Here is a 21,568-nt window from a genome sequence, read left to right as displayed (position 1 = left end):
TGGTTTTTCTTAGCATTTAAAACACTAAGATTATCTTTAAATCTGCAAAGTGTATTTCCCAATACCTAAGATTTTTAATCATATTGTCATGCAGGATGAATAAAGCATGTTAATATCTTGCGCATGGTCAACGAGTTGCTGGAACCATGTCGAATTTCAATAAAAAACTCTTTAAACGCTTAAAACTCAATCATGCGTATGGGCAACTTATTGCATTGATTTTTGTACCAATCACAATTTTAGCGTGTGTTGGTGCTTTGTTGGTCGTGAAAGAAACGTCTTCTACAACCAAATCCAATCAACGCTATGCTGCAATTGCAATTTTGAGTCGTTATCAAGCGACTGCTGAGCAATTGGTTCAATTGATTCAAGCCGACCCAAAGCAAAAAGCACATGCTGAAAATATTTTACAACGTATCTTTAATGAAAAATATTTGATTCGCGCTGCAATCGTACAATCAAATAATCAAATCCTATTAAATGTCGGTTATCAAGGTCAAAAAAATTGGCCTACACTGCCAAAACAAGGCACTTTTGTTGGCCCTCTTAATACAAAGCACAATAATATTTACGCAATTCATTTACAAAGTTCGCCGCATCAAATACCGCATTGGTTGATGATTGAATTGGACAATCAGCCCTTAGAAATTGCCCATTATCGGGTCATGATCGTGTTGATTACGACAGGATTATTTACCTTACTGTTATTGTTACTGTGTTTAAATTTTTATTCTCGCCGTTGGATCGCACCAATGTACGAGATTCGTATGCAGTTACAACGCTTAAATGCTGACACGCTTGATCAGCACATGGTGATTAACAGCACAGGTGAGCTGCGTTTACTCCAACGTGACATTGCCAATGTCGTGAAACGTCTACATTTTAGCTTCTTAGAACTTAAAGAACATACTGAACAAACTGAAGACGATTTAAGACGTACCTTAGACACACTTGAAGTCCAAAATATCACCTATAAACAAGCCCGTGACCAAGCGATTTCATCCAATCAAGCAAAATCGGTGTTTTTAGCCAATATCAGTCATGAGTTGCGCACACCACTTAACAGTATTGATGGTTTTATTCATTTACTACTTAGACAAGACAATCTAAGTAATGATCAAAGTTTATATCTACAAACCATTCGTAAATCTTCAGCACATTTGTTGGCATTGATTAATGATGTTTTGGATTTTTCAAAAATTGATGCTGGAAAATTAGAACTTGAAACCGCCCCTTTTGATCTTGAAGAAGCCATTTTTGATGTGATGGATATGCTGTCACCTTTGGCTGCACAAAAGCAAATTGAAATGGCATTTTATTATGCTGACAATGTGCCTAAACATGTGAATGGTGATGTTTTACGCTTTAAACAAATCCTCACCAACCTTATTTCCAATGCGATTAAATTCACTCCTGATGGTGAAATTATTGTACGTGTACGCATTGAACATGATGATATTGGACAATGTTTATTGCACTTTAGCGTACAAGACAGTGGAATCGGTTTAAGCGGTACAGATCGTAAAAAATTATTTGAATCATTCTCACAAGGCGATGCTTCAGTCACTCGTCAGTTTGGTGGTACTGGTTTAGGACTTGCCATTTCCAAACAGCTTGTGCATTTGATGCATGGACAAATTGGTTTTGAAGACAACCAAGAACGTGCGCCCACAGAAAAAGGCTCAACGTTCTGGTTTACAGCGCAATTTGTTGTGGATGAAGATGAAGAAATTATTCATCCAAGCTTTAAAGATATGCATGTCGTATCATTCTTGGCACATCCTGCAACTGCCAATGTGCTACGTCATTATTTAGAAGATTATCAAGTCACACACATTGAAACACAGTCTATTTTAGATCTATTCAGCCGCCTCAACAGCCTAGATCAACTTCCTGAAAACACATGGTTAATCGTGGATCATAGTGGTGATACGGAAGCGTTATTGAAAGAAATTCGTGGGCGTTATCAAGGCAATTTAGCTGTATATGGCTATCAAATGTCATTAGAGCCAAATATGCTTAATGAATATCGTGCTCGTCCGTTATATCAGCCTTTAAGCCGTACAGGTGTGATTCAACTACTCAGCAATCAACCCATTTTTGAACCTGAGCAACACCAAGACTTTAAAGCACGTAATTTACATGTTTTAGCTGTTGATGACCATTTGCCAAACTTAATCGTTCTTGAAGCCTTACTCGGTGAACTGAATGTCAAAACAACCAAAGCGCAAAGTGGTCAAGAAGCCTTAACCATTATTCAACAAGGCATTGAACAAGGCTTAAAACCGCATGATTTAGTGTTTATGGATATTCAAATGCCAGTCATGTCAGGTATTGATACCACTCGTGCGATTCGCTCTTTAGAATCCACTTTAGATGGCATGCGTATGCCGATCATTGCCTTGACAGCACATGCACTCGCGGATGAAAAGCAAAAACTACTCAAAGTTGGCATGGATGACTATGTCACCAAACCGATTCAAATTGATCAATTGATCCAAATTTTAACGCAATGGACTTCTGACAGTTTTGTCCAACCACAACAATCTGCTGAAAACACAGTCTTTGTTGATGCACTTGATCCTGATATTTTAGATTGGAAACAAAGCTTAGCCTTAGCTGCCAATAAAGAAGATTTGGCACAAGACTTATTAAAAATGTTGGTGGATAGTTTTGCTGATGAGTTAGAAGAAATCTCACAATTGATTGAACTTGAGGATTTTCCACAACTTGAGCATGTGTTACATCGTCTCTATGGTGCAACACGCTATGTGGGTACACCAAAATTACAACGTGCCACAGGTGAGTTTGAACAATTTTTATCAATGCTTAGGAAGGAACGCCGTAAAGCTGATGATGCATTTATTCAAGAAACTTTACAGCGTTTAGATCATTTACAACTGGTCATTCATGAAGTTGAATCGGCAGCACAACAAATTTTGAATCACTAATCTGTTATATAGTTCATATTCAAAATCTCTATTTTCTGTGACTGTGCTGTCACGCGCTGATGACATGCACATGCTATGCTAAACAACAAATCAATAAGAGTAAAAACCATGTCACTATTACGCATCGAAAAACAAAATGGCATTGCCACGGTCTATTTGAATCGCCCCGAAAAACGTAATGCGATGAGCTTTGCTTTGCTTAAAGAACTGGTCATCATGGCAAAGAAAATTAAAAAGGATCGTAGTATTCGCTGCGTGATCTTAACAGGCGAAGCCAATGTATTTAGTGCTGGCATTGATTTAGCAGATTTAAATAGCCCCAAAAATACAGCCTTTGCTGCTTGGGAATTATTAAAACCTGGACAAAGTTTATTTCAAAAAGCTTTTCTTATTTGGCAAGAACTCCCAGTCCCTGTCATTGCAGCACTTGAAGGTTTTTGCTTTGGTGCGGGCATGCAATTGGCACTCGCAGCAGATATTCGAATCGCCCATCCTGATACCAAAATGTCGATCATGGAAAGTCGTTGGGGCTTAGTGCCTGATATGGGTTTATCTCGCTCCATTAAAGGAGTGATCGGCTTGGACTTAGCGAAAGAATTGACGTTAACTGCTCGTATTTTTGATGGTCACTATGCCAAAGATATCGGCTTAGTCACACATGTTGATGTAGCACCACTTGAAAAAGCACAACAAATCGCAGCAGAAATGTTGCAACGTTCACCTGATGCCCTCATGGCAGCCAAGCAAGTGCTAGATGCAATGGAACATGCACCGAAAAAGTCATTACGCCTTGAAAAGATTTGGCAACTCAAGTTACTGTTAGGTAAGAATAGTCAATTGGCACGTAAAAAAGATAAAAATCCAGATGTGGAATTTTTACCACGCCAATTTAAATAGCACACAAGGAATGGTTTGAGATCGTGATAATGAGTTTTGATCGTAATACTAAAATTGCATTTTTAGGTATGGGTTTGATGGGCAGTCGCATGGCAACTCGCTTAGTACAAGCAGGTTTTCAGGTTGCAGTATGGAATCGTACAGCAAGTGCATGTGAAAGCTTAATTGCTATGGGTGCACATGCACTACAACTTGAAAATATTGCAGATTATCCTGTGATTTTAACTTGTTTATCAGATGATACGGCTGTGCAAAATGTGTTTGATCTCATTTCCCCACATCTCAACACCCAACAAGTGATTGTGGATTTTTCTAGCTTATCTGTGGATAAGACCCTTTCACTTGCAGAACAATCACAACAACTTGGCGTAACTTGGATAGACTCCCCTGTTTCTGGCGGTACAGCAGGTGCGGAAAATGGCACTTTGGTTATTTTTGCAGGGGGGCATACAGAAACAATTGAGCGTTTAGGCTTGATTTATAATGTACTTTCGCAGCGTGTCACACGTATGGGCGACTCAGGCACAGGACAAGCTACTAAGATTTGCAATCAACTCATTGTCGCTGCAAACAGTACACTGATCGCAGAAGCTGTCGTATTAGCACAACACGCTGGTGTTGATACCACACTACTTGCGCCTGCACTCGCTGGCGGTTTTGCCGACTCCAAACCTTTCCAAATTTTAGCACCACGTATGGCAACACATACATTTGAACCTGTGCAATGGAAAGTGCAAACTCTATCGAAAGATTTAAATAATGCGATGATTTTGGCAGAAAAATTTCAACTTGATATTCCTGTGGCGAAAAAAGCACTTTCGCAATTGCAAGCACACCAAAACAATGGTTATGCTGATACAGATTTAGCAACCGTGATCAAACAGGTTGAAATTTAAAATTATTGTAAAAAATATACATACCTACTTTATGGATCGAGATGGAGCGAAGCTATGAGCAAACTCGCAGTAAATCTTTCAATGATTTTTACTGAAGTCCCTTTAATTGAACGGTTTGCTTTAGCCCATCAGCATGGCTTCCAACATGTTGAAATTCAATTTCCCTATGAGTTGAGCATTAAAGAAATTCAAGCCCAACTTGATCAATACCAACTTAGTTTATGTCTAATCAACATTCCAGCGGGTGATTTGATGCATGGTGGTAATGGTTTAGCGGGTATTCCTGGCAAAGAGCTTGAATTTCATCAAGCACTATTAAAAGCCATCGAATATGCAACTGCGCTCAATGTACCGAGTGTCAATATTCTTGCAGGTAAACAGCCTCTCGATGCAGATCTATTGCCCTGTCTCAACATGCTGTCTAAAAACCTAAAACTTGCCTGCCACCTCTTGTCTGAACATCATATTCAACCCGTTTTTGAAATGATTAATGGAACAGACATGCCTCGCTTTTTGGTACAAAATGTTGCCCAAGCCCAAGAGATGCTTGAAGCTGTTCAACATCCAGCGCTAAAAATGCAATACGACTGTTATCACATGGCAATGATGGGCGAAAATATTTTGGCAGCATTACAGGAAAATATAAAATGGATTGGACATATTCAATTTGCTGACTGTCCAGGACGACATGAACCTGACACCGCCCAAATTAACTATGCGGAAATTTTTAAATGGCTTGCACAAAGTTCATACACAGGCTATGTCGCTGCAGAATACAAACCACAAGTCGATTCTAATCAATCATTTGCATGGAGAAAAAAATACTTCTCCAACAACCACCAAGTTTGAGCTTAAAAAATATCCACAATGATTGGGCGTATAAATTTGAATTTATGAGACAAAAGCGTTATATTAGAGGATGAGTAATTGTCTGGAAAATATACCTTACCATGAATTTAGAACCATCGCCCAGCGCTTCTAATTCTCTTGAACTTGCAATGAATTCTCACAAACAAGATGTACAAACTTGCTTAAAAGTTGTACACGAAGCTCTACTAGATGTAAAAGCCAAAGATATTCTTGAACTTGACGTTAGCAGCATTAGCAATGTTGCAGATGCCCTTGTGATTGCAAGCGGCACATCAACACGTCATGTTAAAGCACTTGCTGACAATGTTGCTGAAGAAGCACGTAAAGCAGGCTTTCGCCCGATCGGTGTCGAAGGTGAACGTGATGCTGAATGGATTTTAATTGATCTTGGATTGATTGTTGTGCATGTTATGCTACCAACAGCACGTAAATTCTATGATCTTGAAAGCTTATGGCGCACCACACCTGAACACGTGGCATAAATATCCTAGATATATAAAAACAAAAGCGGTCCACAGTGATCGCTTTTTTATTCCGTATTCATCCAATTAGAATGAAATGCAATCCATCGAAACACCCAATACATCACACCAAAACCCAAAATAAATGTAAACACGATGCCTAAAAGTTGAAATTTCAAACTCACTCCAATTGGATGATGCTCAAACTGATTCATCAATACTGCTAAAGTTCCCCAAACCCCGCAACAACCATGGATCACCAACACATCAGCAACACTACGAATCCGAATCCAAGGTCGCAATAATGTTGGCAATACCAATGTCATGCCTGCAGCAACCAACCCCACAATAAACGCCATGTATCCACTAATCAAACCACAACTTGCAGTGATTGCAACCAAACCACCAAACAGTGCTTTAATCAAAATATCTCGTTTTATATATTTTGCATCAATAAAAGCAGCAACTAACATCGCAATACAAACACCCGTCACCACAGCAATAATATTAATTAAGACGGTTGTGATATCAATGACCATTCCTGTAATAAATGCTACATTCAAACATGACCAAGCCAACCATAAAACAAAACCAGCCAAAGAAAAAATCAGAACTTTTTGCTCTTGAAAAATATAATACGTTTCCTTTGGATGTTCTTGATGGTGCTGCCAAAACACCAAATAACCCGCTAGCACAATCCATGCAGCAAAAGAATGAATCACTGTAGCACCAGCATAATCAGTGAAGCCTAAATCCTTAAGCCAATGCCGATCAAATAAAATATCCCCCCAAACAGAAACACTCAAAATTGGAAATATAATACCTGAGACTATTAATCCTACGACCCAGTACACTTTAGAGGACAAATTAATTGGAATAATTCTGCCAACAATGGTGGTGATCGTTGAAGACATTAAAATATAGAAAATAAAAATCTGCCACTGCCACCAATACAAACCTATATAATGATTATTATTCTCTGTTTCTAAAACACCCCAAAAAACCAAGATAAAACAAAAAATAAGATATAAAGTATTTCCCAATAAAGCTGACAAATAACTTATCCCCAAGTTATACATCGCCTTAGAATTTTTAATATAGCCCCCCTCAAGCACAGCAAAACCCACCTGTGTCATGAGTAAAAATAGCGTGCCTAAAACAATCAAGGACAAGTCAGACAAAGTATTGAACGCATTAAAACCTGTTGGCGATACAGTGGTTAAACTATGACTTAATGTTGAGCTTAAAAGTAGTAGAAAACACAGAAAAAATCGTTTCATAAATGATGCCCAACCCAACATACCCCCAAGTTACTCATCCTATTTTTTGGATGCCCCGACCTTAACCACACTAATTTAAGATTTCGTACATTTTTATTATTTTTCAAACAATCTATTTAATTGAAATTTACCATAGTTTAGCAAATGACTTTTACTTAATTAAAACATTTCACATATTAATTTCATTATCAGACATTCATCACTTTTTTAATTTCTCATAAAACCCAAATAATAGATACATTTAGAGCAATAAATTTTATCTAATCCTTTCAAAATCAGTAAATGTGCTACATGCATATCATTTATTTATAGGATATTAAAAAACCACCCGAAGGTGGTTTTGATTTCTGAATCCCTCTCACAAAAGAGAGACTTTTAGAAGCTACACTTAGTGACCACCGCCATTAATCGCTTTAGTCATATCTTCCACAACTTTCTTCGCATCACCGAAGATCATCATTGTTTTATCGTTATAGAACAAGTCATTATCTAAGCCAGCATAACCTGTCGCCATAGAGCGTTTGATCACCATAATCGTACGTGCTTTATGTGCTTCAAGGATCGGCATACCATAAATTGGAGAGCTTGGATCATCTTTTGCTGCAGGGTTAACAACATCATTCGCACCAATCACAAGTACTACATCTGTCGCAGGGAAATCTGAGTTGATTTCATCCATTTCCAAAATGTCTTCATACGGCACATCAGCTTCAGCAAGCAATACATTCATGTGACCAGGCATACGACCTGCTACAGGGTGAATCGCAAAGCGTACCGTTACACCTTGTTCTTTCAATGTATTTGCCAATTCTTTTACGGCATTTTGTGCACGACCTTGCGCCATACCATAACCCGGTACAATCACAACGCTGTCCGCATTTGACATCAAGAAGCCAGCATCATCCGCAGAACCTGAACGATGGTTACGTTGAACTTGCTCACCAGCACCTGCAGTCGGTGCAGCCGCACCACCCATCGCACCACCAAACAATACGTTGATGATTGAACGGTTCATGGCTTTACACATAATGTAAGACAGAATCGCACCTGATGAACCAACAAGCGAACCCGCAACAATCAACATGTTGTTTTCAAGCGTAAAACCAATACCTGCCGCAGCCCAACCAGAGAATGAGTTGAGAAGTGATACCACAACTGGCATATCACCACCACCAACAGGTGCAATCCAAACCCAACCAAATACTAATGCAAGTGCAGTCATCGCCCAGAATGCTTGCATATTACCTGTCGTGAAGAAATATACACCACAGACTAACATTGCAATGAAGATGATCGCTTGTACAGGTTTAACCCATGCACCTGAAATCGTTTTTGCCCACTTTTTCGCAGCCAATTTACCATAAGCAAATACGGATGCTGTAAACGTGATCGCACCAACAAAACAACCCACGAACAATTCAAATAAATGAACATTGCTCATGTGCGCATGTTGTACACCTGCTGCTGTTAAAGCTGCTTCATTTTGTGCAAATAGAGCTGTTAATTGGTTGTTATGCAGAATCGCAGCAATCGCAATCAAAACCGCAGCCAAACCCACCAATGAGTGCATTAATGCAACAGTTTCAGGCATTTGTGTCATTGGTACTGTACGAGCACGGGCAATACCCACGACTGCACCTAGTACCATTGCCCCACCAATCATCCAAATCACTGGATGATCTGCAACAAAGAACGTCGTGATTACAGCGATCGCCATTGCGACCATACCATAACGGTTACCTTGAATCGCAGTTTTAGGACCAGACAAACCACGCAAAGTCATAATAAAGAGGACAGCACCAATCAGGTAGAACCAGTCCGCATTTTCACGAATAAATTCCATTCATTAGCCCTCTTTTTTCTTTTGCTTAGGCTTAAACATTTCAAGCATACGCGCAGTCACTGCGAAGCCACCAAAAATGTTAATACTTGCCAAAAACACTGCAACTGCACCAAGTACACTTACAACATTAATATCTTGGAACTGTACATTGGCATCCACAACACCTGGAATACCCACAGTTTGAATCATTGCACCGACAATAATGATCGAAGACAATGCATTCGTTACTGCCATCAATGGTGTATGTAATGCAGGTGTTACACCCCAAACCACATAGTAACCAACAAAGATGGCTAAGACGAAAATAGTAATAGTTTCAACCATGATGACTCTCCTTAACCACGCTTGAGCAGTACTTGACCGCCATGAGTTACCAGAAGTGCTTTTTGAATTTCGTCTTCTTGATTCAATTTAAAGTTTTTATCTTGATCAAATAAAGTATCAACGAAATTAAACACGTTACGTGCATATAGTGCAGATGCTTCTGTAGACACAGTCGCAGGGATATTTGGAATACCTAAAATGGTTACACCATTGTCAGTCACCACATTTTCACCACACTTAGAACCTTCAACATTACCACCTGACTCAACCGCCATATCAAGGATGATTGAACCTGGTTTCATTTTGGCAACAGTTTCAGCCTTGATTAAACGAGGTGCATCACGACCTGGCAATAATGCCGTAGTAATCACGATGTCTGCATTCGACACAGCTTTATCCACGATGATGGCTTGATCACGGATATATTCTTCACCCGGCATCCAACCATAACCATTTTTTGCAGCATCAGCGGCTTTTTGTTTTTCTTCATCAGACATTGGTACATCTAGCCACTTACCACCAAGTGATTCCACTTGGTCACGTGCAGTTGGACGTAAATCTGTTGCTTCAACGACAGCACCCAAACGTTTCGCTGTTGCAATTGCTTGCAGACCAGCAACACCAACACCCATGATCACGACACGTGCAGGTTTTACAGTCCCTGCCGCTGTCATTAACATCGGGAACATACGTTGATATTCCGCAGCAGCTAACAACACTGACTTATAACCTGCAAGGTTGGCTTGTGATGACAAGACATCCATGTTTTGCGCACGTGACAATGTACGTGGCAAAAGCTCTAGCGCAAATGCAGACACTTGTTGTAATGCAAATTGGTCAAGGTCAGGGTTACGGTATGGATCAAACATTGCAACAATAGTTGTATTAGGAGCAAGTTTCTGAATTTCCTCACCTTTAGGTGCACGAACTTTCAAAATCAATTGACTGCCTGTATAGGCATCATCCGTAATTTTTGCACCGACCTGTTCATAAGCACTGTCAATATAAGCGGCTCTAACACCTGCTCCACGTTCAATGATTACGTTATGACCAGCACTGATCAACTTTTTTACTGTCTCAGGTGTAGCAGCTACACGACTTTCTCCGACGACAGTTTCGGTTGGGATTCCGATCTGCATGAGCGTTCCTCAAGCTAATTTTTCTTCAAGTAAACATCGTGTGAACGATGTCTCCCCCTAGGATGCGTTTTCTTCTAATTTTTGGATTCTAATTGAACTTTTTTAAAATACTACCCAATATTTATTTAATAAATGTGATTATTTTGAACTCATGATTCACTTTTATAAATTTAAAACATATTGAATATTTACTTAGCTTAATAATGCTTGCTGTATTTTAGTGCGTTTTTCAATCAAAAAATTAAAAATAGAATATTTTGTGTCGATTATGATGACTTTAAATACCAAGTGTCAGATTCAACAGCAACATAAAATTGGCTTTTGCTACACTTAGACCTATAAAATTCATCTTAATCACTTTTAGATATTTATTTAGAAAACAAGCTTTTTATCTACATAATTTTCTAAATTCGCCTTTCTGACAATTTTAGCGTGTTATCTCTCTCATTTTATTGACTTAATTTCATACAAAACTGGTCAATTATGCAAGAATTTTATCATTACTTTTTTTAATTTCATTAATAAATAAAAGTACTTGGGTGAAATATCTCAAATCGGCTATTTTTACCACAATTTAAAATACAAATTTTTTTTTAATTTTTTTATTCGCCATTTTGCCAAATGATGACTAAATAGCATTATTGAAACACTTTGGCATAATATGCACATTTTTAGTGCGTTTTTGCGGCAGACTACTTTTTCTCTGTTAAGTCACGTAAAACCAGTATTTCTTGAGCTTAAAGCTGAAACATGACAATTCAAGGAATTTTACATTCCATATTGTGATGAAATTAATTCTTTTTTTGCATTTCATCTCTAAATTAAGAACATTTATACTCAAATACAAACATGCTCAGCGCATTCTTTCTTGTGTAATGGTCACTCTATGAAACTTTCTTTATCTAGCGTGCAATGGGGCTCCTTGTTTGCTTTAGGGGCAGCATTCCTGTTTAGCACCAAAGCAATTTTCATAACAAGCCTATGCCTTATCTCCTTTAGTTGATGGTACGGTGCTCATGGCGCTACGTATGGCAAGTGCTTTGCCATTTTTTTTGCTGCTGTGTTGGTTGAACCGTAAACATAGCCAAAATATTGCAATGAAAGATTGGGGCTTGTTGGTCTTTGCAGGTTTACTTGGCTATTATTTTTCCAGTTGGTTAGACTTTTCAGGTTTGATGTACATCAGCGCATCTTTAGAAAGGATCATTTTATTTTTATATCCAACTTTAACCGTTTTAGCCTCTTGTGCTATTTATAAGCAAAAACTGAGTTTTAAAAGTATTTTTGCGATCGCTTTGAGTTATGGCGGAACTGTGATTGTGATGTTGCAAGAACAAAGCACTGTCCCACATGAGGGAAATTTTTGGCTTGGTGTTAGTTTGGTCTTTGCAAGTGCCATCAGTTTTGCTGCATATCTGTTATTAACACCTCGTTTAATCGTGCGTTTTGGCTCGTGGAACTATACAGGTTTAGCTTTGAGCATCGCCTGTATCGGTACATTAACTCATTTTCTGATCGTAACACCGCAACCTTTGACTTTACTCACCCAATTACCGAATGAAATTATTTGGTATGGCATCGCTTTGGGATTATTGGTCACAGTTCTCCCCACTATTTTAATTGCACAAAGTATTTCCCGTTTGGGGGCAGCACAGTCTGCAATGATCGGGTCTATTGGACCGATTCTGACCATTATTTTGGCTGTTGCTTTATTGGGCGAGCATATGAATACAATTCAATGGCTAGGTTGCATCTTGAATATCATTGGTGTCATGATGATTACCTTGTCAAAAAAGAAACTTGCTCAATCATCTAGGTAAATTATGCATTTTCAAATTGTAGCGCCAAGTGCGTGTGTAGATGTTGAAAAGATTGAACTTGCACAAGAAAAGTTGCAACGTTTAGGTCATCAAGTCAGTCTTGCTGAACATGTATTTGGACAATATCGTTATTTAGCAGGTAACACGCAGCAGCGTATTCAAGATTTACAAAAAGCTTGTGAAGATCCAACGATCGATGCAATTTGGTGTGCACGTGGTGGTACAGGTGCAGCGATGTTATTGCCCGAATTAGGCAAATGGATGTTAAATAAACCGATTATTGGCTATTCTGACAGTACGGTTTTGTTGAATTATGTTGCGATGCATGGTGGTTATGCTATACATGCCCCTGTCTTTCAAGAAATTGCCTGTAAAAACTTAGACAATGCTCCACTTTCTACTGATGCTTTAAAAACGATTGCATTATTAAATGCACAAACCACACAAAATTATGCTTTATCGCCTGTGAATCGTTTTGCACACGATTTCAATATCAGTGCTGCACAAGTTTTGGGGGGAAATCTGACAGTTTTATGTAGCTTACAAGGTACACCTTATCATTTAGAACTTAAGCAACCCTCTATTTTACTGCTTGAAGATGTGAGTGAGCCTTATTATCGCATTGAGCGTTGTTTGGTTCAGCTGTTACAAAGTATAGATACATCTTTGCTCAAAGCAGTGATTCTTGGTGAGTTTTATCATTGTCCACAAAAAAATGTGCCACATAGTTTGATGCAAATTATCAATGAGCATCTTGAAGCGTTAAATATTCCATTATATCAATGTGACTGGTTTGGACATGGTGAACATAATCGTCCATTTGGGTGGGTAAAAATGGCAGTATTATCGATACTCAACTGAGCATCTAAAGCTCAGCATCATCATTTTCGAGTAAAGACAATAAAACACTTTGAAAATGTGCACCTGAAGATTGTTCCGCAAATTGATCATCGGGATTGCGTAGTGGACATTGCTTTAATGACAAGCAACCACAACCAATGCATTTATCCAATTGGTTACGTAATTGCAATAAGGTAATGATCTGCTGATCAAGTTGTGCTTGCCATTTTTTCGACATTTTTGCCCAATCTTTTTTGCTAGCAATTTGCTGTTTGGGTAAGACTGAAAATGCCTCGTTGACTTGTTGCAGACTAATCCCCACTTGCTGCGCAACTTTGATAATGGCGATTCGTCTAAGCATGGCACGTTGGTAACGCCGTTGATTCCCTTGTGTGCGTGTACTCCAAATTAATTGCTTTTCTTCATAGAAGCGAACAGTAGGCACACTCACCCCACTACGTTCTGCCAACTCACCAATGCTTAGCCACGTATGAATATCATTATTTTCCATCAAAATTTCTCTTCAAAGGCTTGACCTAAAGTTAACTTGAGCTTTGATACTAGCAAAATCAAAAATTCAAGCCAAGATGGTTCAACATCATGAATTCAAAATCCTCTCTCTCAAGCATTCAAGCCTTTAATCTCATTAACCCAAACACACTTTATAATCCACGTGCATTTGCGTATAGTCACATCGCTGAAGTGAAACATTTCTTAAGAATTCTGCACATTTCAGGTCAAGGTGGTGAAAATCCACAAGGTCAACTGTCCAGTGATTTTACGGTGCAAACTCATCAGGCTTTTGCAAATTTACAGCTTGCTTTGGCTGATGTTGATGCAACATTACGTGATATCGCCATTTTGCGAATTTTAGTTGTCGATCATTCTGCAAAGAAACATCAAAGTTTAATTCAAGAAATGCAGCATTTATGGAAAAATCATGCTTTTCCTGCATGTACGCTAATTCCTGTCCCTTGTTTGGCACTGCCTGCCATGCAGATTGAAATCGAAGCTACAGCCTATTGTTTATAAAACCCATGCGGAGCTTTTATGCAACCTCAACTCGATATTAGCCAAAATAAAGCATTATTGTGGCTAATGGCGATCGCCTGCGGTTTATGTGCAGGTGTGAATTATTATTGCCAACCTTTGGTACATTCAATTCAACAATATTTTCAAGTTCCTGAGTCACAAGTGGCTTTGACTGTGACCTTTGCACAAGTCTCCTATGCTTTAGGGTTATTATTGATTGTACCTGTGGGTGATATTGTCAATAAAACCAAGTTTATTCCTTTACTGATGTTTTTTGCTTCAATCGGCTTATTGCTCTGCGCCTTTGCTGTGAACTTACCCATGCTTTGGGTCGGTACAGTCATTGCAGGATTATTTTCTGTCGCTGCACAAGTCTTGATTCCACTGGCAACTATGGCTGTCAAACCTGAAAAAACAGGCGAAGTGGTTGGCTTTTTGATGAGTGGCTTATTGGTCGGTTTATTGCTTTCAACCAGTTTGGCAGGCTTACTTTCTAACTTATTCCACTGGAAAGTCATCTATGCTGTTAGTGCAATTTTAATGTTAATTTTAGCATTTTTATTACTGACACGTTTACCTGCTGTGCCAACATTTAAAATGAGTTATGGCAAAATATTTCAGTCGATGGCGACTTTAATTGTGCAAGAAAAGCGCTTGGTGTACCGTTCGTTGATTGGTGGTTTTGCCTTTGCTGCCATGAGTATTTTATTCTCTACCATTGCTGTTTTACTCACATCAAAACCTTTTGAGTTGCCTGATGTTATGGTGGGTGTTGCAACCCTTATTGGTGTCTTTGGCGCACTCAGCACCACAAAAATCGGTAAAATTGCGGACAAAGGTTATACCAACAGTTTAACGTTAATCGGTGTGATAATTTTAGCCTGTAGTTGGGGTTTTTTATATTTTGGTGGTACATCACTGATCAGTTATATCATCGGTTATGGTGTGATTAGCTTGGGTTTAGCCATTGTGCATAGCAGTAATCAAAATATTATTTTCCGTTTACGTCCTGATGCAAAATCTCGTATTAATTCAATTTATATGACTGCTTATTTTACAGGTGGTGCATGCGGTTCAGCACTCGGTGTGTATGCTTGGCATCATGGTGGTTGGACGATGACTTGTATCGTAGGTTTATGTTTAGTTTTTGGTTCAGCCTTTTTTGCACTCTTAGATCGGTTATTTTTAAATAAAATTCAAGCTTAGAATCAATCAAAATCCCTCAAGTTTTGAGGGATTTTTTATAACCTAAGATACTTGTACTACAGGATAAAAAGGTTTTCCTAAATCTATAATTTTTTCATTTTCCAATAAAATATGCATAAACGCAGGCAACAAAGCCGTTAAAATATTACACCCATCTTGGATCTGTGCACGATTTACTGAACTGTTATAAGTTGAACCACCATGCATAATTTGATTACGCAAGGTATAGAGACGATTAAAAATCACATATAACACTTCTACACTGTCTTTTTGTTGTAAGGCACGATGTACTTTATTTTTATCTTTCTCGAAGCTAGTTTTCCAATCTTGTTGACTTATTTTCTGGTTTTGATAGTCTCAAAATGGTTGAAACGTATAAGGATTATCAAGCAAAATCCGTATCGCATGGCTGTACTTAGTCCAAATTAAATGATAAATCTTATGTTCAGCATCTGCCTGACAAAGTTCTAATAAAAATTGTCTAAACTGTTGTCGATCTTTGATTTCATCACCATCTTGTGCATAAATAGCATTGAATGCAATCCATAGACTGATAAATTTTAAATCTAAACTTTCATCTAATAATATAGCTTGTTTTAGCCAACTCAACCCTCGATGAATTCTTAAATTAAATTGGTCTGAATTTTGTGCTTTCTTACTTTTGTAAGTTTCCTCTAAAACCAACATGATTTATCACTCCATTCTCTGTATTTATCAAATTACATTACTGAAGTTTAAGCTGTGGCTCAAGTTTAAATATTTAATTTTATTAAAAATTAATAAAACACAATCATGACATTTTTTGCAAAAATTGCACTTCATCACAGCACTGTAGATTTTGTGCTAAAACACGTATAATTTGCGCTCTCGTTTTGCTCCTTTTGGGTTATGTTATGTCTGATCTCCAATCTTTACAGCCTCGCATTTCGGTTGCACCGATGATGGATTGGACTTAAAAACAAAAATAATAATTATAATTCAATGTCTTATATTTTTTTAAAATTCTATGTTTGCAATTTAGTTGCAATCAAAACATAAAGCATAAAACTGGACAACTTTACTGGACGAACTCAGATGAGGGTTCAACTCCCGCCATCTCCACCAAAATTCCTTAAATAAATCAGCCACTTTTATAAAGTGGCTTTTTTATTGACATGATTTTGACACGATTAAGTCTTATTGACTTATCCCTTACAGACAGTATATAAAATGAACCATATATACTTAATGAGAATAATCATGTTTTCAACATCTAAAATCGCAATTGAAACTATTGGTCCTGAATCTTTATATGTCTTAGAGAAATCAGGAAGTGCAATTTTTAAAGAACCGGGTGTAGATACAGATTTAGCTAAAAGCCTATTAAAATCACATAAAGAAAATTTTCAGAAACTAAAAGCTGTTATCGATCAAAAGTCTATTTATGATAACTCATATTTCGATTACGAATTTAAGACAATGTTTTACGCAATAGATAAATTATTATTAGCTATTGAAAATATCAAAAATGAAGATGATGAGCTTGAGGCTGTCATATTCCACAAGCATATTTGTAAACAAAATGATAAAATTCGTAAAGCAATCGAAGAATCTGAAAATAACTAATTGTTACTTTTTATAAGAAAGCACTCAATTGAGTGCTTTCTTATATTTAATCAAAACATCAGCAACATCACGTGCAGCCAACCAATATTTTTCATTAAACGTTTTCAACTCAGCTTCATTTGAAATAAAACCAAGTTCAACGATTAAGCCGCCATTGCTGATAAATCCTAATTTTCCACGAGCCGACTGACTTTGATCAATCCAACCTTCATCACCACGCAATTTAGAATTAAAAGCTTTGGCCACAACTTTTGATAAATCCTGAGCTAATTTTTTATCTTTTGGTAGTGCAATGGTTTCAATGCCATACGCTGACTTATTTGCTGCTGCATTCATGTGAAATTCAATTGCAACATCAGAACCTTTAATCAACTTAATTGCTGTATTCAAATTTTGGTTATCAGTACCAACACCGTCTGTTTTAATTGCAATGTTTGCTTCTTTTAAATAATGAGCAACCGCATTACGGAACTTTGTAACAAGTTCAGCTTCTTTAAATTTTCCGTTGACTGCTCCCGGATCTACATTCGAGTGTCCTGCTGTCACTGTGACAAATTGATTTACATTGTGCAAATTCGGCTGTGCAATCTTGCGACCAATCCATGTCAAAAGTGGCAGAACCGTACCTATAATTACCACTTCATACTTATCCGGGACCAACTGATAATCCAGCGCCCACTGCAGCGCTGGAATAACAACAAGCAATAAAAAAGCCCCCAACATCGGGAGCTTTACTGACAAATATTGCCATGGGTTTTCATTGATTAATTTCATTTACTAACTTCCTCAAGTCTTGCGACTTTTTCTTTAAAAAGAGATAACTCTTGATTCATTTGAATGATTGATGATCCAACCCAAATACATGCAGAAATAATAGATCCAGCGAATAAACCTAAAATAATTTTAATGACTGAAATGCCACCGTCTTGCATCGACGATTTATGCTCAAGTGCTGAAACTTTAAGATCAATTGAATCAATATCTTTTCTGTTTTCTTCACTTGCTGATTTGTGTGCTTCATTAATAAAAGTCAGCCGCGTTACGTGATCTGATAAAGTTCGAATATCAGATTGCATTGCATCAATCTTTTTTTCGACTCTTAACCCATATGTTTCATTTTCAGCCATGGCTGTGCACCCCTTTTAAAAAAATAAATAACTACAGTGCAACAACCAAGCATTACCAAGCTCGAAGACTTGACAGACAGGCCCGACTTGCAGTTTTTCAGCCATACTGTCTTTCATTGCATACATCATCATTTCACGCATCAATCTGCTGTGCTCATTTAATAAAATTGCATTCATATGACCTCTTAATAGGTTGTGACATCAATAATCTGAAAGCTGTAAAAACCTGAAACAGCAATATTTCCTCGGACTGCACCGGTTTGTGCTTCATAGCTAAATTGTTTAAATTGCACTTTTGTATAACCGTTATCTTGTGTCGTGATTGTCAAGGCTCGCGCATACACCACATCACGACTAACAGACAAACTAAATGGTAGATTTCCTAAAACAACTGCATATTTTCGAGAAGGATCAAGATTGGCTTCATATAAAACCTCATCTTGCCAAACATCTTTAATCACACCACTTTGATGATGTACAACCCGCAGTGGCTTTAATTTTGATGAAAAAACAAGAACACCAAGCGAGTTTCGAATATTGATGCCAACAGGATCTCTTAAAACTTCAACATCACTAAACTCATAAATTTTCAGCTCACCTTTGGTTGTATAGTGATCGAGCGACTTCCAAGAAAAACCATTCGCATAACTTGCACCAAGCATCATCACGCCTTCGGTTTGACATGACAAAGCCAAAACTGAAAAGCTATTACGCTTAATTTCAATGTTATTGCTTTGTGCTATTGTTCTTACCGAAGTTAATGAAAGAGTTCGATATGTGTCATCAATCAAAGCATTGCCATTTTTTGATTTAATAAAAAACTTAATCGCCATCAATAAATTCCAAAATAGATCACAATGTTTTTCTTCATATCGACAAATGAATCCCCCACGCCATCTGCAAAAATTTGCTTGCATACAGCTGTATTTCCTGAAAATTGAATATCAATATATGAGTGATTACCAAAAACTGAGCTATAACAATTTAAGTAATGCGAATTCGGATTGTAGATCTGAAAAAAAGGCTTTCCTTTCGAAAAGCCTTCATGTACCACCTGATGTTCACTTTTATCATTCCAAGCGATTTCCAAACTTGTTAAATACCTCCCAACCAACATTTGATCATCAAGCACTAAACGTCCTTGCTCATCTCTAATCTTCAGCATTACCACTCTCCGATTTCAATTCGCACAACACCATTACTATCAATCACTCTTAAACCATTACCAGACACTTGTGTTTGACTTTGACTTGTTGAGCTATTCATTTCAAATGTTCCCGTTTTACTGCTAATTGCCCAACCTGATTTGTTTTGCACATAGTTATCGGAGTAAATCGTGCCAAGTTTCGCACTGATTGCACTTAAGCTATCAGCGTGAATTTTATTAGCATTGATTGATCCAATATACGCATCATCCAAATAAAGACCTTTTGGAATAATCGTACCATTCGGCAAAGTTGATGCTGTAGATTGGTAAATAAATGCATAAGCATTAGAAACACCTGAAACGCCACTGGGTGCACCAATTGCAAACTTATTGGCTTGGATGATGAAATCAACAGTTTTGCTGTCATTTTCAATACCCACACCACCAATCAAATTACCCGATTGCAACTTCAATGTTGCCCGTGCAGTCAAGCCATTGATTGATGTTTGTTGAGCTTGAATACTTGCTGTATTTCCATTCACAGTTGACTGAATCGTATCAACTTTTGAAGCCGTCGCAGATTGTGCAGTTGTGACCGCATCAACTTTGGTCTGTACAGTCGCAAGATTGGTATTTGCCGTATTTGCTTTGGATAACGCATCATTTGCAGTCGTTTGAGCTGTTGCAGTAGATGCTTGAACCGTATCAATTCGACTCGACTGTGCTGATTGCGCATCTGATAGGGTCTTGATCTGACTATCAACAACAGATTTATTGTTTTGAAAATCAGACTGCACAACATCAATACGCTGACCAATGGCTGAATCTGCATCAACTCGTGCTGTTTGCTCAGTCACAATTGCAGCTTTATTGTCATTCACTTGCGCTTGCGTAATATCAATGCGCTGACTTAAAGCCAAATCACTTTCAGCGAAAGCTGATTGTAGTGTCCATGAGCCAGCATCCACAGTGCTACTATCTGCAGTTAGCTTTGTTGTATCGGAAGTTACTGGTGTAACTTTTGCATACACACCATTCAAGCGCTCTGTATTTGCAGTTATTTTATCTCCTTGATTTTTCACATCTGTTTTCACAGAGTCTAAAGCGCCTGCACTGGCTTTACCTGCCAAATCAACAGTTAATGAATCAATTTTTGATGCATTTGCGCTTGATTCTGTTGCTGCTGCATTCGCTTTGGTTAATGCAGTTGCAGCATTGGTCAAAGCAGTTATTGCAGAATCCTTCGCATCATTGGCAGTTTTACCTGCATTTGAAGCTGCCGTATTTGCTGCATCTGCTGTGTTTTTTGCGATACCTGCGGTTGTATTTGCAGACTTCGCTAAAGAGTCCGCAGCTTGAGCTGTGGCGGTCGCTTGGTTTGCTGTAGACACTGCTGATCCAGCCTGAGTCACTGCTGTTTCAGCTTTGCTCACCGCAGTCGCTGCATTGGTTTTTGCTGTACTTGCATCTGATTCAGCAACAACTAAACGGCTATCTAATGCTGTAATTTTTGAAGCATTCGCAGCATTATCAGTTGTATTAACATTCACTTTTTCAGATACAGCGGCAAGTGCTGAATCATTACTGACTTTATAAAGATTCAATGCCTGAGCATTGGCGCTATCACCATCTGCACGTGCTGTCGTTTCTGACTGTATTAATGCAGCACTAGTGGCAACAGAAGCAGACACAGTATCAATGCGTTGACTTAAAACTAGATCACCTTCAGCAAATGCACTTTGTAAAGTCCAAGATCCTGCTTGATTTGATGAGCTATCAACTGTCAGCTCAGTTGAATCCGCAGTTACAGGTGAAATCTGTGCATAAACCCCATCTAGCTTTTGTGCATTGGCAGTCACTACACCATCAATTTCTTTCACATCTGCTTGCAACTCTGACAAAGCTCCTGCACTGGCTTTATCTGTAAGTTGTGCATTGATTGATGTAATGTCTTTCGCATTAGCACTGGATTGATCCGCAGCTGCTGTTGCTTTACTGAGCGCAGTTGCAGCATTGGTCAAAGCAGTCGTTGCAGAGTCCTTTGCATCATTTGCTGTTTTACCCGCATTTGAAGCTGCTGCATTTGCTGCATCTGCCGTATTTTTTGCGGTACCTGCAGTTGTATTTGCC

19 protein-coding genes and 3 pseudogenes are annotated in these 21,568 nt (G+C 38.2%); 10 read left to right on the top strand and 12 right to left on the bottom strand.

Going from position 1 to position 21,568, the window contains the following annotated elements; translation table 11 throughout:
- Positions 1-146 precede the first annotated feature (146 nt).
- The 5 genes from AVJ19_RS09010 (at position 147) to rsfS (ending at position 6,096) form a co-directional block, all read left to right on the top strand.
- The gene (locus tag AVJ19_RS09010; protein WP_111859401.1) at positions 147-2,951 is read left to right on the top strand and encodes an ATP-binding protein; all 2,805 of its coding nucleotides are present in this window, start codon (positions 147-149) and stop codon (positions 2,949-2,951) included.
- Between the two features lie 108 nt (positions 2,952-3,059).
- Complete coding sequence (locus AVJ19_RS09005; RefSeq protein WP_111859400.1) at positions 3,060-3,848, top strand: crotonase/enoyl-CoA hydratase family protein; 789 nt, start codon at positions 3,060-3,062, stop codon at positions 3,846-3,848.
- Positions 3,849-3,877: 29 nt separating this feature from the next.
- Positions 3,878-4,744 carry an NAD(P)-dependent oxidoreductase gene (locus AVJ19_RS09000; protein WP_111859399.1) on the top strand — a complete coding sequence of 289 codons (867 nt, stop codon included), beginning with the start codon at positions 3,878-3,880 and terminating at the stop codon, positions 4,742-4,744.
- 54 nt (positions 4,745-4,798) lie between these two features.
- Positions 4,799-5,593 (top strand): hydroxypyruvate isomerase family protein, encoded by a 795-nt coding sequence (locus AVJ19_RS08995; RefSeq protein ID WP_111859398.1) that lies wholly within the window; start codon positions 4,799-4,801, stop codon positions 5,591-5,593.
- 101 nt (positions 5,594-5,694) lie between these two features.
- Complete coding sequence (rsfS, locus tag AVJ19_RS08990) at positions 5,695-6,096, top strand: ribosome silencing factor (protein WP_111859397.1); 402 nt, start codon at positions 5,695-5,697, stop codon at positions 6,094-6,096.
- A gap of 47 nt (positions 6,097-6,143) precedes the next feature.
- Here rsfS and AVJ19_RS08985 read toward each other — a convergent pair whose 3' ends face one another.
- The 4 genes from AVJ19_RS08985 to AVJ19_RS08970 all read right to left on the bottom strand — a co-directional run bounded on the left by AVJ19_RS08985 (position 6,144) and on the right by AVJ19_RS08970 (position 10,661).
- Positions 6,144-7,355: an ammonium transporter gene (locus AVJ19_RS08985; protein WP_162626574.1), complete on the bottom strand. Its 1,212-nt coding sequence runs from the start codon at positions 7,353-7,355 to the stop codon at positions 6,144-6,146.
- A gap of 388 nt (positions 7,356-7,743) precedes the next feature.
- Positions 7,744-9,198, bottom strand: a complete 1,455-nt coding sequence (locus AVJ19_RS08980) for an NAD(P)(+) transhydrogenase (Re/Si-specific) subunit beta (protein WP_111859395.1) — start codon at positions 9,196-9,198, stop codon at positions 7,744-7,746.
- Positions 9,199-9,201: 3 nt separating this feature from the next.
- Positions 9,202-9,522 carry a proton-translocating transhydrogenase family protein gene (locus AVJ19_RS08975; protein ID WP_068973100.1) on the bottom strand — a complete coding sequence of 107 codons (321 nt, stop codon included), beginning with the start codon at positions 9,520-9,522 and terminating at the stop codon, positions 9,202-9,204.
- Between the two features lie 11 nt (positions 9,523-9,533).
- A complete protein-coding gene (locus AVJ19_RS08970; protein WP_111859394.1) occupies positions 9,534-10,661 on the bottom strand; it encodes a Re/Si-specific NAD(P)(+) transhydrogenase subunit alpha in 1,128 nt (375 codons plus the stop codon).
- A gap of 886 nt (positions 10,662-11,547) precedes the next feature.
- Here AVJ19_RS08970 and AVJ19_RS08965 point away from each other — a divergent pair.
- Positions 11,548-12,481: pseudogene (locus AVJ19_RS08965) on the top strand (DMT family transporter).
- 3 nt (positions 12,482-12,484) lie between these two features.
- Entirely contained in the window at positions 12,485-13,342 is an 858-nt protein-coding gene (locus tag AVJ19_RS08960) for an LD-carboxypeptidase (RefSeq protein WP_228203335.1), read from the top strand.
- Between the two features lie 4 nt (positions 13,343-13,346).
- Here AVJ19_RS08960 and soxR read toward each other — a convergent pair whose 3' ends face one another.
- Positions 13,347-13,832: a redox-sensitive transcriptional activator SoxR gene (soxR, locus tag AVJ19_RS08955; RefSeq protein WP_111859393.1), complete on the bottom strand. Its 486-nt coding sequence runs from the start codon at positions 13,830-13,832 to the stop codon at positions 13,347-13,349.
- A gap of 89 nt (positions 13,833-13,921) precedes the next feature.
- Between soxR and AVJ19_RS08950 the strand changes: the two genes are divergently transcribed.
- Both AVJ19_RS08950 and AVJ19_RS08945 read left to right on the top strand, forming a co-directional pair.
- Positions 13,922-14,353, top strand: coding sequence for a RidA family protein (locus AVJ19_RS08950; protein ID WP_111859392.1), 432 nt, complete (start codon positions 13,922-13,924; stop codon positions 14,351-14,353).
- A gap of 18 nt (positions 14,354-14,371) precedes the next feature.
- The gene (locus AVJ19_RS08945; protein ID WP_111859391.1) at positions 14,372-15,559 is read left to right on the top strand and encodes an MFS transporter; all 1,188 of its coding nucleotides are present in this window, start codon (positions 14,372-14,374) and stop codon (positions 15,557-15,559) included.
- Positions 15,560-15,601: 42 nt separating this feature from the next.
- Here the strand turns inward: AVJ19_RS08945 and AVJ19_RS08940 are convergent.
- Positions 15,602-16,246: pseudogene (locus tag AVJ19_RS08940) on the bottom strand (hypothetical protein).
- Positions 16,247-16,798: 552 nt separating this feature from the next.
- Between AVJ19_RS08940 and AVJ19_RS08935 the strand changes: the two are divergent.
- Positions 16,799-17,164 (top strand): hypothetical protein, encoded by a 366-nt coding sequence (locus AVJ19_RS08935; protein ID WP_111859390.1) that lies wholly within the window; start codon positions 16,799-16,801, stop codon positions 17,162-17,164.
- A gap of 24 nt (positions 17,165-17,188) precedes the next feature.
- Here AVJ19_RS08935 and AVJ19_RS08930 read toward each other — a convergent pair whose 3' ends face one another.
- The 6 genes and pseudogenes from AVJ19_RS08930 to AVJ19_RS08910 all read right to left on the bottom strand — a co-directional run.
- Positions 17,189-17,938: an N-acetylmuramoyl-L-alanine amidase gene (locus AVJ19_RS08930; protein WP_111859389.1), complete on the bottom strand. Its 750-nt coding sequence runs from the start codon at positions 17,936-17,938 to the stop codon at positions 17,189-17,191.
- The gene (locus tag AVJ19_RS08925) at positions 17,935-18,291 is read right to left on the bottom strand and encodes a hypothetical protein (protein ID WP_111859388.1); all 357 of its coding nucleotides are present in this window, start codon (positions 18,289-18,291) and stop codon (positions 17,935-17,937) included. Before AVJ19_RS08925 ends, AVJ19_RS08930 begins: the two co-directional genes overlap by 4 nt.
- A gap of 15 nt (positions 18,292-18,306) precedes the next feature.
- On the bottom strand, positions 18,307-18,468 hold the full coding sequence (locus tag AVJ19_RS22005; protein WP_162626573.1) for a hypothetical protein: 162 nt from the start codon (positions 18,466-18,468) through the stop codon (positions 18,307-18,309).
- Positions 18,469-18,476: 8 nt separating this feature from the next.
- Positions 18,477-19,124: a hypothetical protein gene (locus AVJ19_RS08920; protein ID WP_111859387.1), complete on the bottom strand. Its 648-nt coding sequence runs from the start codon at positions 19,122-19,124 to the stop codon at positions 18,477-18,479.
- Entirely contained in the window at positions 19,124-19,456 is a 333-nt protein-coding gene (locus AVJ19_RS08915) for a hypothetical protein (protein WP_111859386.1), read from the bottom strand. Before AVJ19_RS08915 ends, AVJ19_RS08920 begins: the two co-directional genes overlap by 1 nt.
- A pseudogene (locus tag AVJ19_RS08910) lies at positions 19,456-21,568 on the bottom strand (hypothetical protein); the annotation flags it as partial. The gene AVJ19_RS08915 and the pseudogene AVJ19_RS08910, both read right to left, overlap by 1 nt.

This window comes from Acinetobacter sp. CFCC 10889, from assembly GCF_003268395.1.
Lineage (GTDB): Bacteria > Pseudomonadota > Gammaproteobacteria > Pseudomonadales > Moraxellaceae > Acinetobacter.
This window is presented reverse-complemented; position numbering and strand designations above follow the sequence as displayed.

What these genes read in the sequence shown, in the direction of transcription:
- AVJ19_RS09010 (WP_111859401.1), top strand. Translation starts at nt 147, where the DNA reads ATGTCGAATTTCAATAAAAAACTCTTTAAACGCTTAAAACTCAATCAT.
- AVJ19_RS09005 (WP_111859400.1), top strand. Translation starts at nt 3,060, where the DNA reads ATGTCACTATTACGCATCGAAAAACAAAATGGCATTGCCACGGTCTAT.
- AVJ19_RS09000 (WP_111859399.1), top strand. Translation starts at nt 3,878, where the DNA reads ATGAGTTTTGATCGTAATACTAAAATTGCATTTTTAGGTATGGGTTTG.
- AVJ19_RS08995 (WP_111859398.1), top strand. Translation starts at nt 4,799, where the DNA reads ATGAGCAAACTCGCAGTAAATCTTTCAATGATTTTTACTGAAGTCCCT.
- rsfS (WP_111859397.1), top strand. Translation starts at nt 5,695, where the DNA reads ATGAATTTAGAACCATCGCCCAGCGCTTCTAATTCTCTTGAACTTGCA.
- AVJ19_RS08985 (WP_162626574.1), bottom strand. Translation starts at nt 7,355, where the DNA reads ATGAAACGATTTTTTCTGTGTTTTCTACTACTTTTAAGCTCAACATTA.
- AVJ19_RS08980 (WP_111859395.1), bottom strand. Translation starts at nt 9,198, where the DNA reads ATGGAATTTATTCGTGAAAATGCGGACTGGTTCTACCTGATTGGTGCT.
- AVJ19_RS08975 (WP_068973100.1), bottom strand. Translation starts at nt 9,522, where the DNA reads ATGGTTGAAACTATTACTATTTTCGTCTTAGCCATCTTTGTTGGTTAC.
- AVJ19_RS08970 (WP_111859394.1), bottom strand. Translation starts at nt 10,661, where the DNA reads ATGCAGATCGGAATCCCAACCGAAACTGTCGTCGGAGAAAGTCGTGTA.
- AVJ19_RS08960 (WP_228203335.1), top strand. Translation starts at nt 12,485, where the DNA reads ATGCATTTTCAAATTGTAGCGCCAAGTGCGTGTGTAGATGTTGAAAAG.
- soxR (WP_111859393.1), bottom strand. Translation starts at nt 13,832, where the DNA reads ATGGAAAATAATGATATTCATACGTGGCTAAGCATTGGTGAGTTGGCA.
- AVJ19_RS08950 (WP_111859392.1), top strand. Translation starts at nt 13,922, where the DNA reads ATGAATTCAAAATCCTCTCTCTCAAGCATTCAAGCCTTTAATCTCATT.
- AVJ19_RS08945 (WP_111859391.1), top strand. Translation starts at nt 14,372, where the DNA reads ATGCAACCTCAACTCGATATTAGCCAAAATAAAGCATTATTGTGGCTA.
- AVJ19_RS08935 (WP_111859390.1), top strand. Translation starts at nt 16,799, where the DNA reads ATGTTTTCAACATCTAAAATCGCAATTGAAACTATTGGTCCTGAATCT.
- AVJ19_RS08930 (WP_111859389.1), bottom strand. Translation starts at nt 17,938, where the DNA reads ATGAAATTAATCAATGAAAACCCATGGCAATATTTGTCAGTAAAGCTC.
- AVJ19_RS08925 (WP_111859388.1), bottom strand. Translation starts at nt 18,291, where the DNA reads ATGGCTGAAAATGAAACATATGGGTTAAGAGTCGAAAAAAAGATTGAT.
- AVJ19_RS22005 (WP_162626573.1), bottom strand. Translation starts at nt 18,468, where the DNA reads ATGAATGCAATTTTATTAAATGAGCACAGCAGATTGATGCGTGAAATG.
- AVJ19_RS08920 (WP_111859387.1), bottom strand. Translation starts at nt 19,124, where the DNA reads ATGGCGATTAAGTTTTTTATTAAATCAAAAAATGGCAATGCTTTGATT.
- AVJ19_RS08915 (WP_111859386.1), bottom strand. Translation starts at nt 19,456, where the DNA reads ATGCTGAAGATTAGAGATGAGCAAGGACGTTTAGTGCTTGATGATCAA.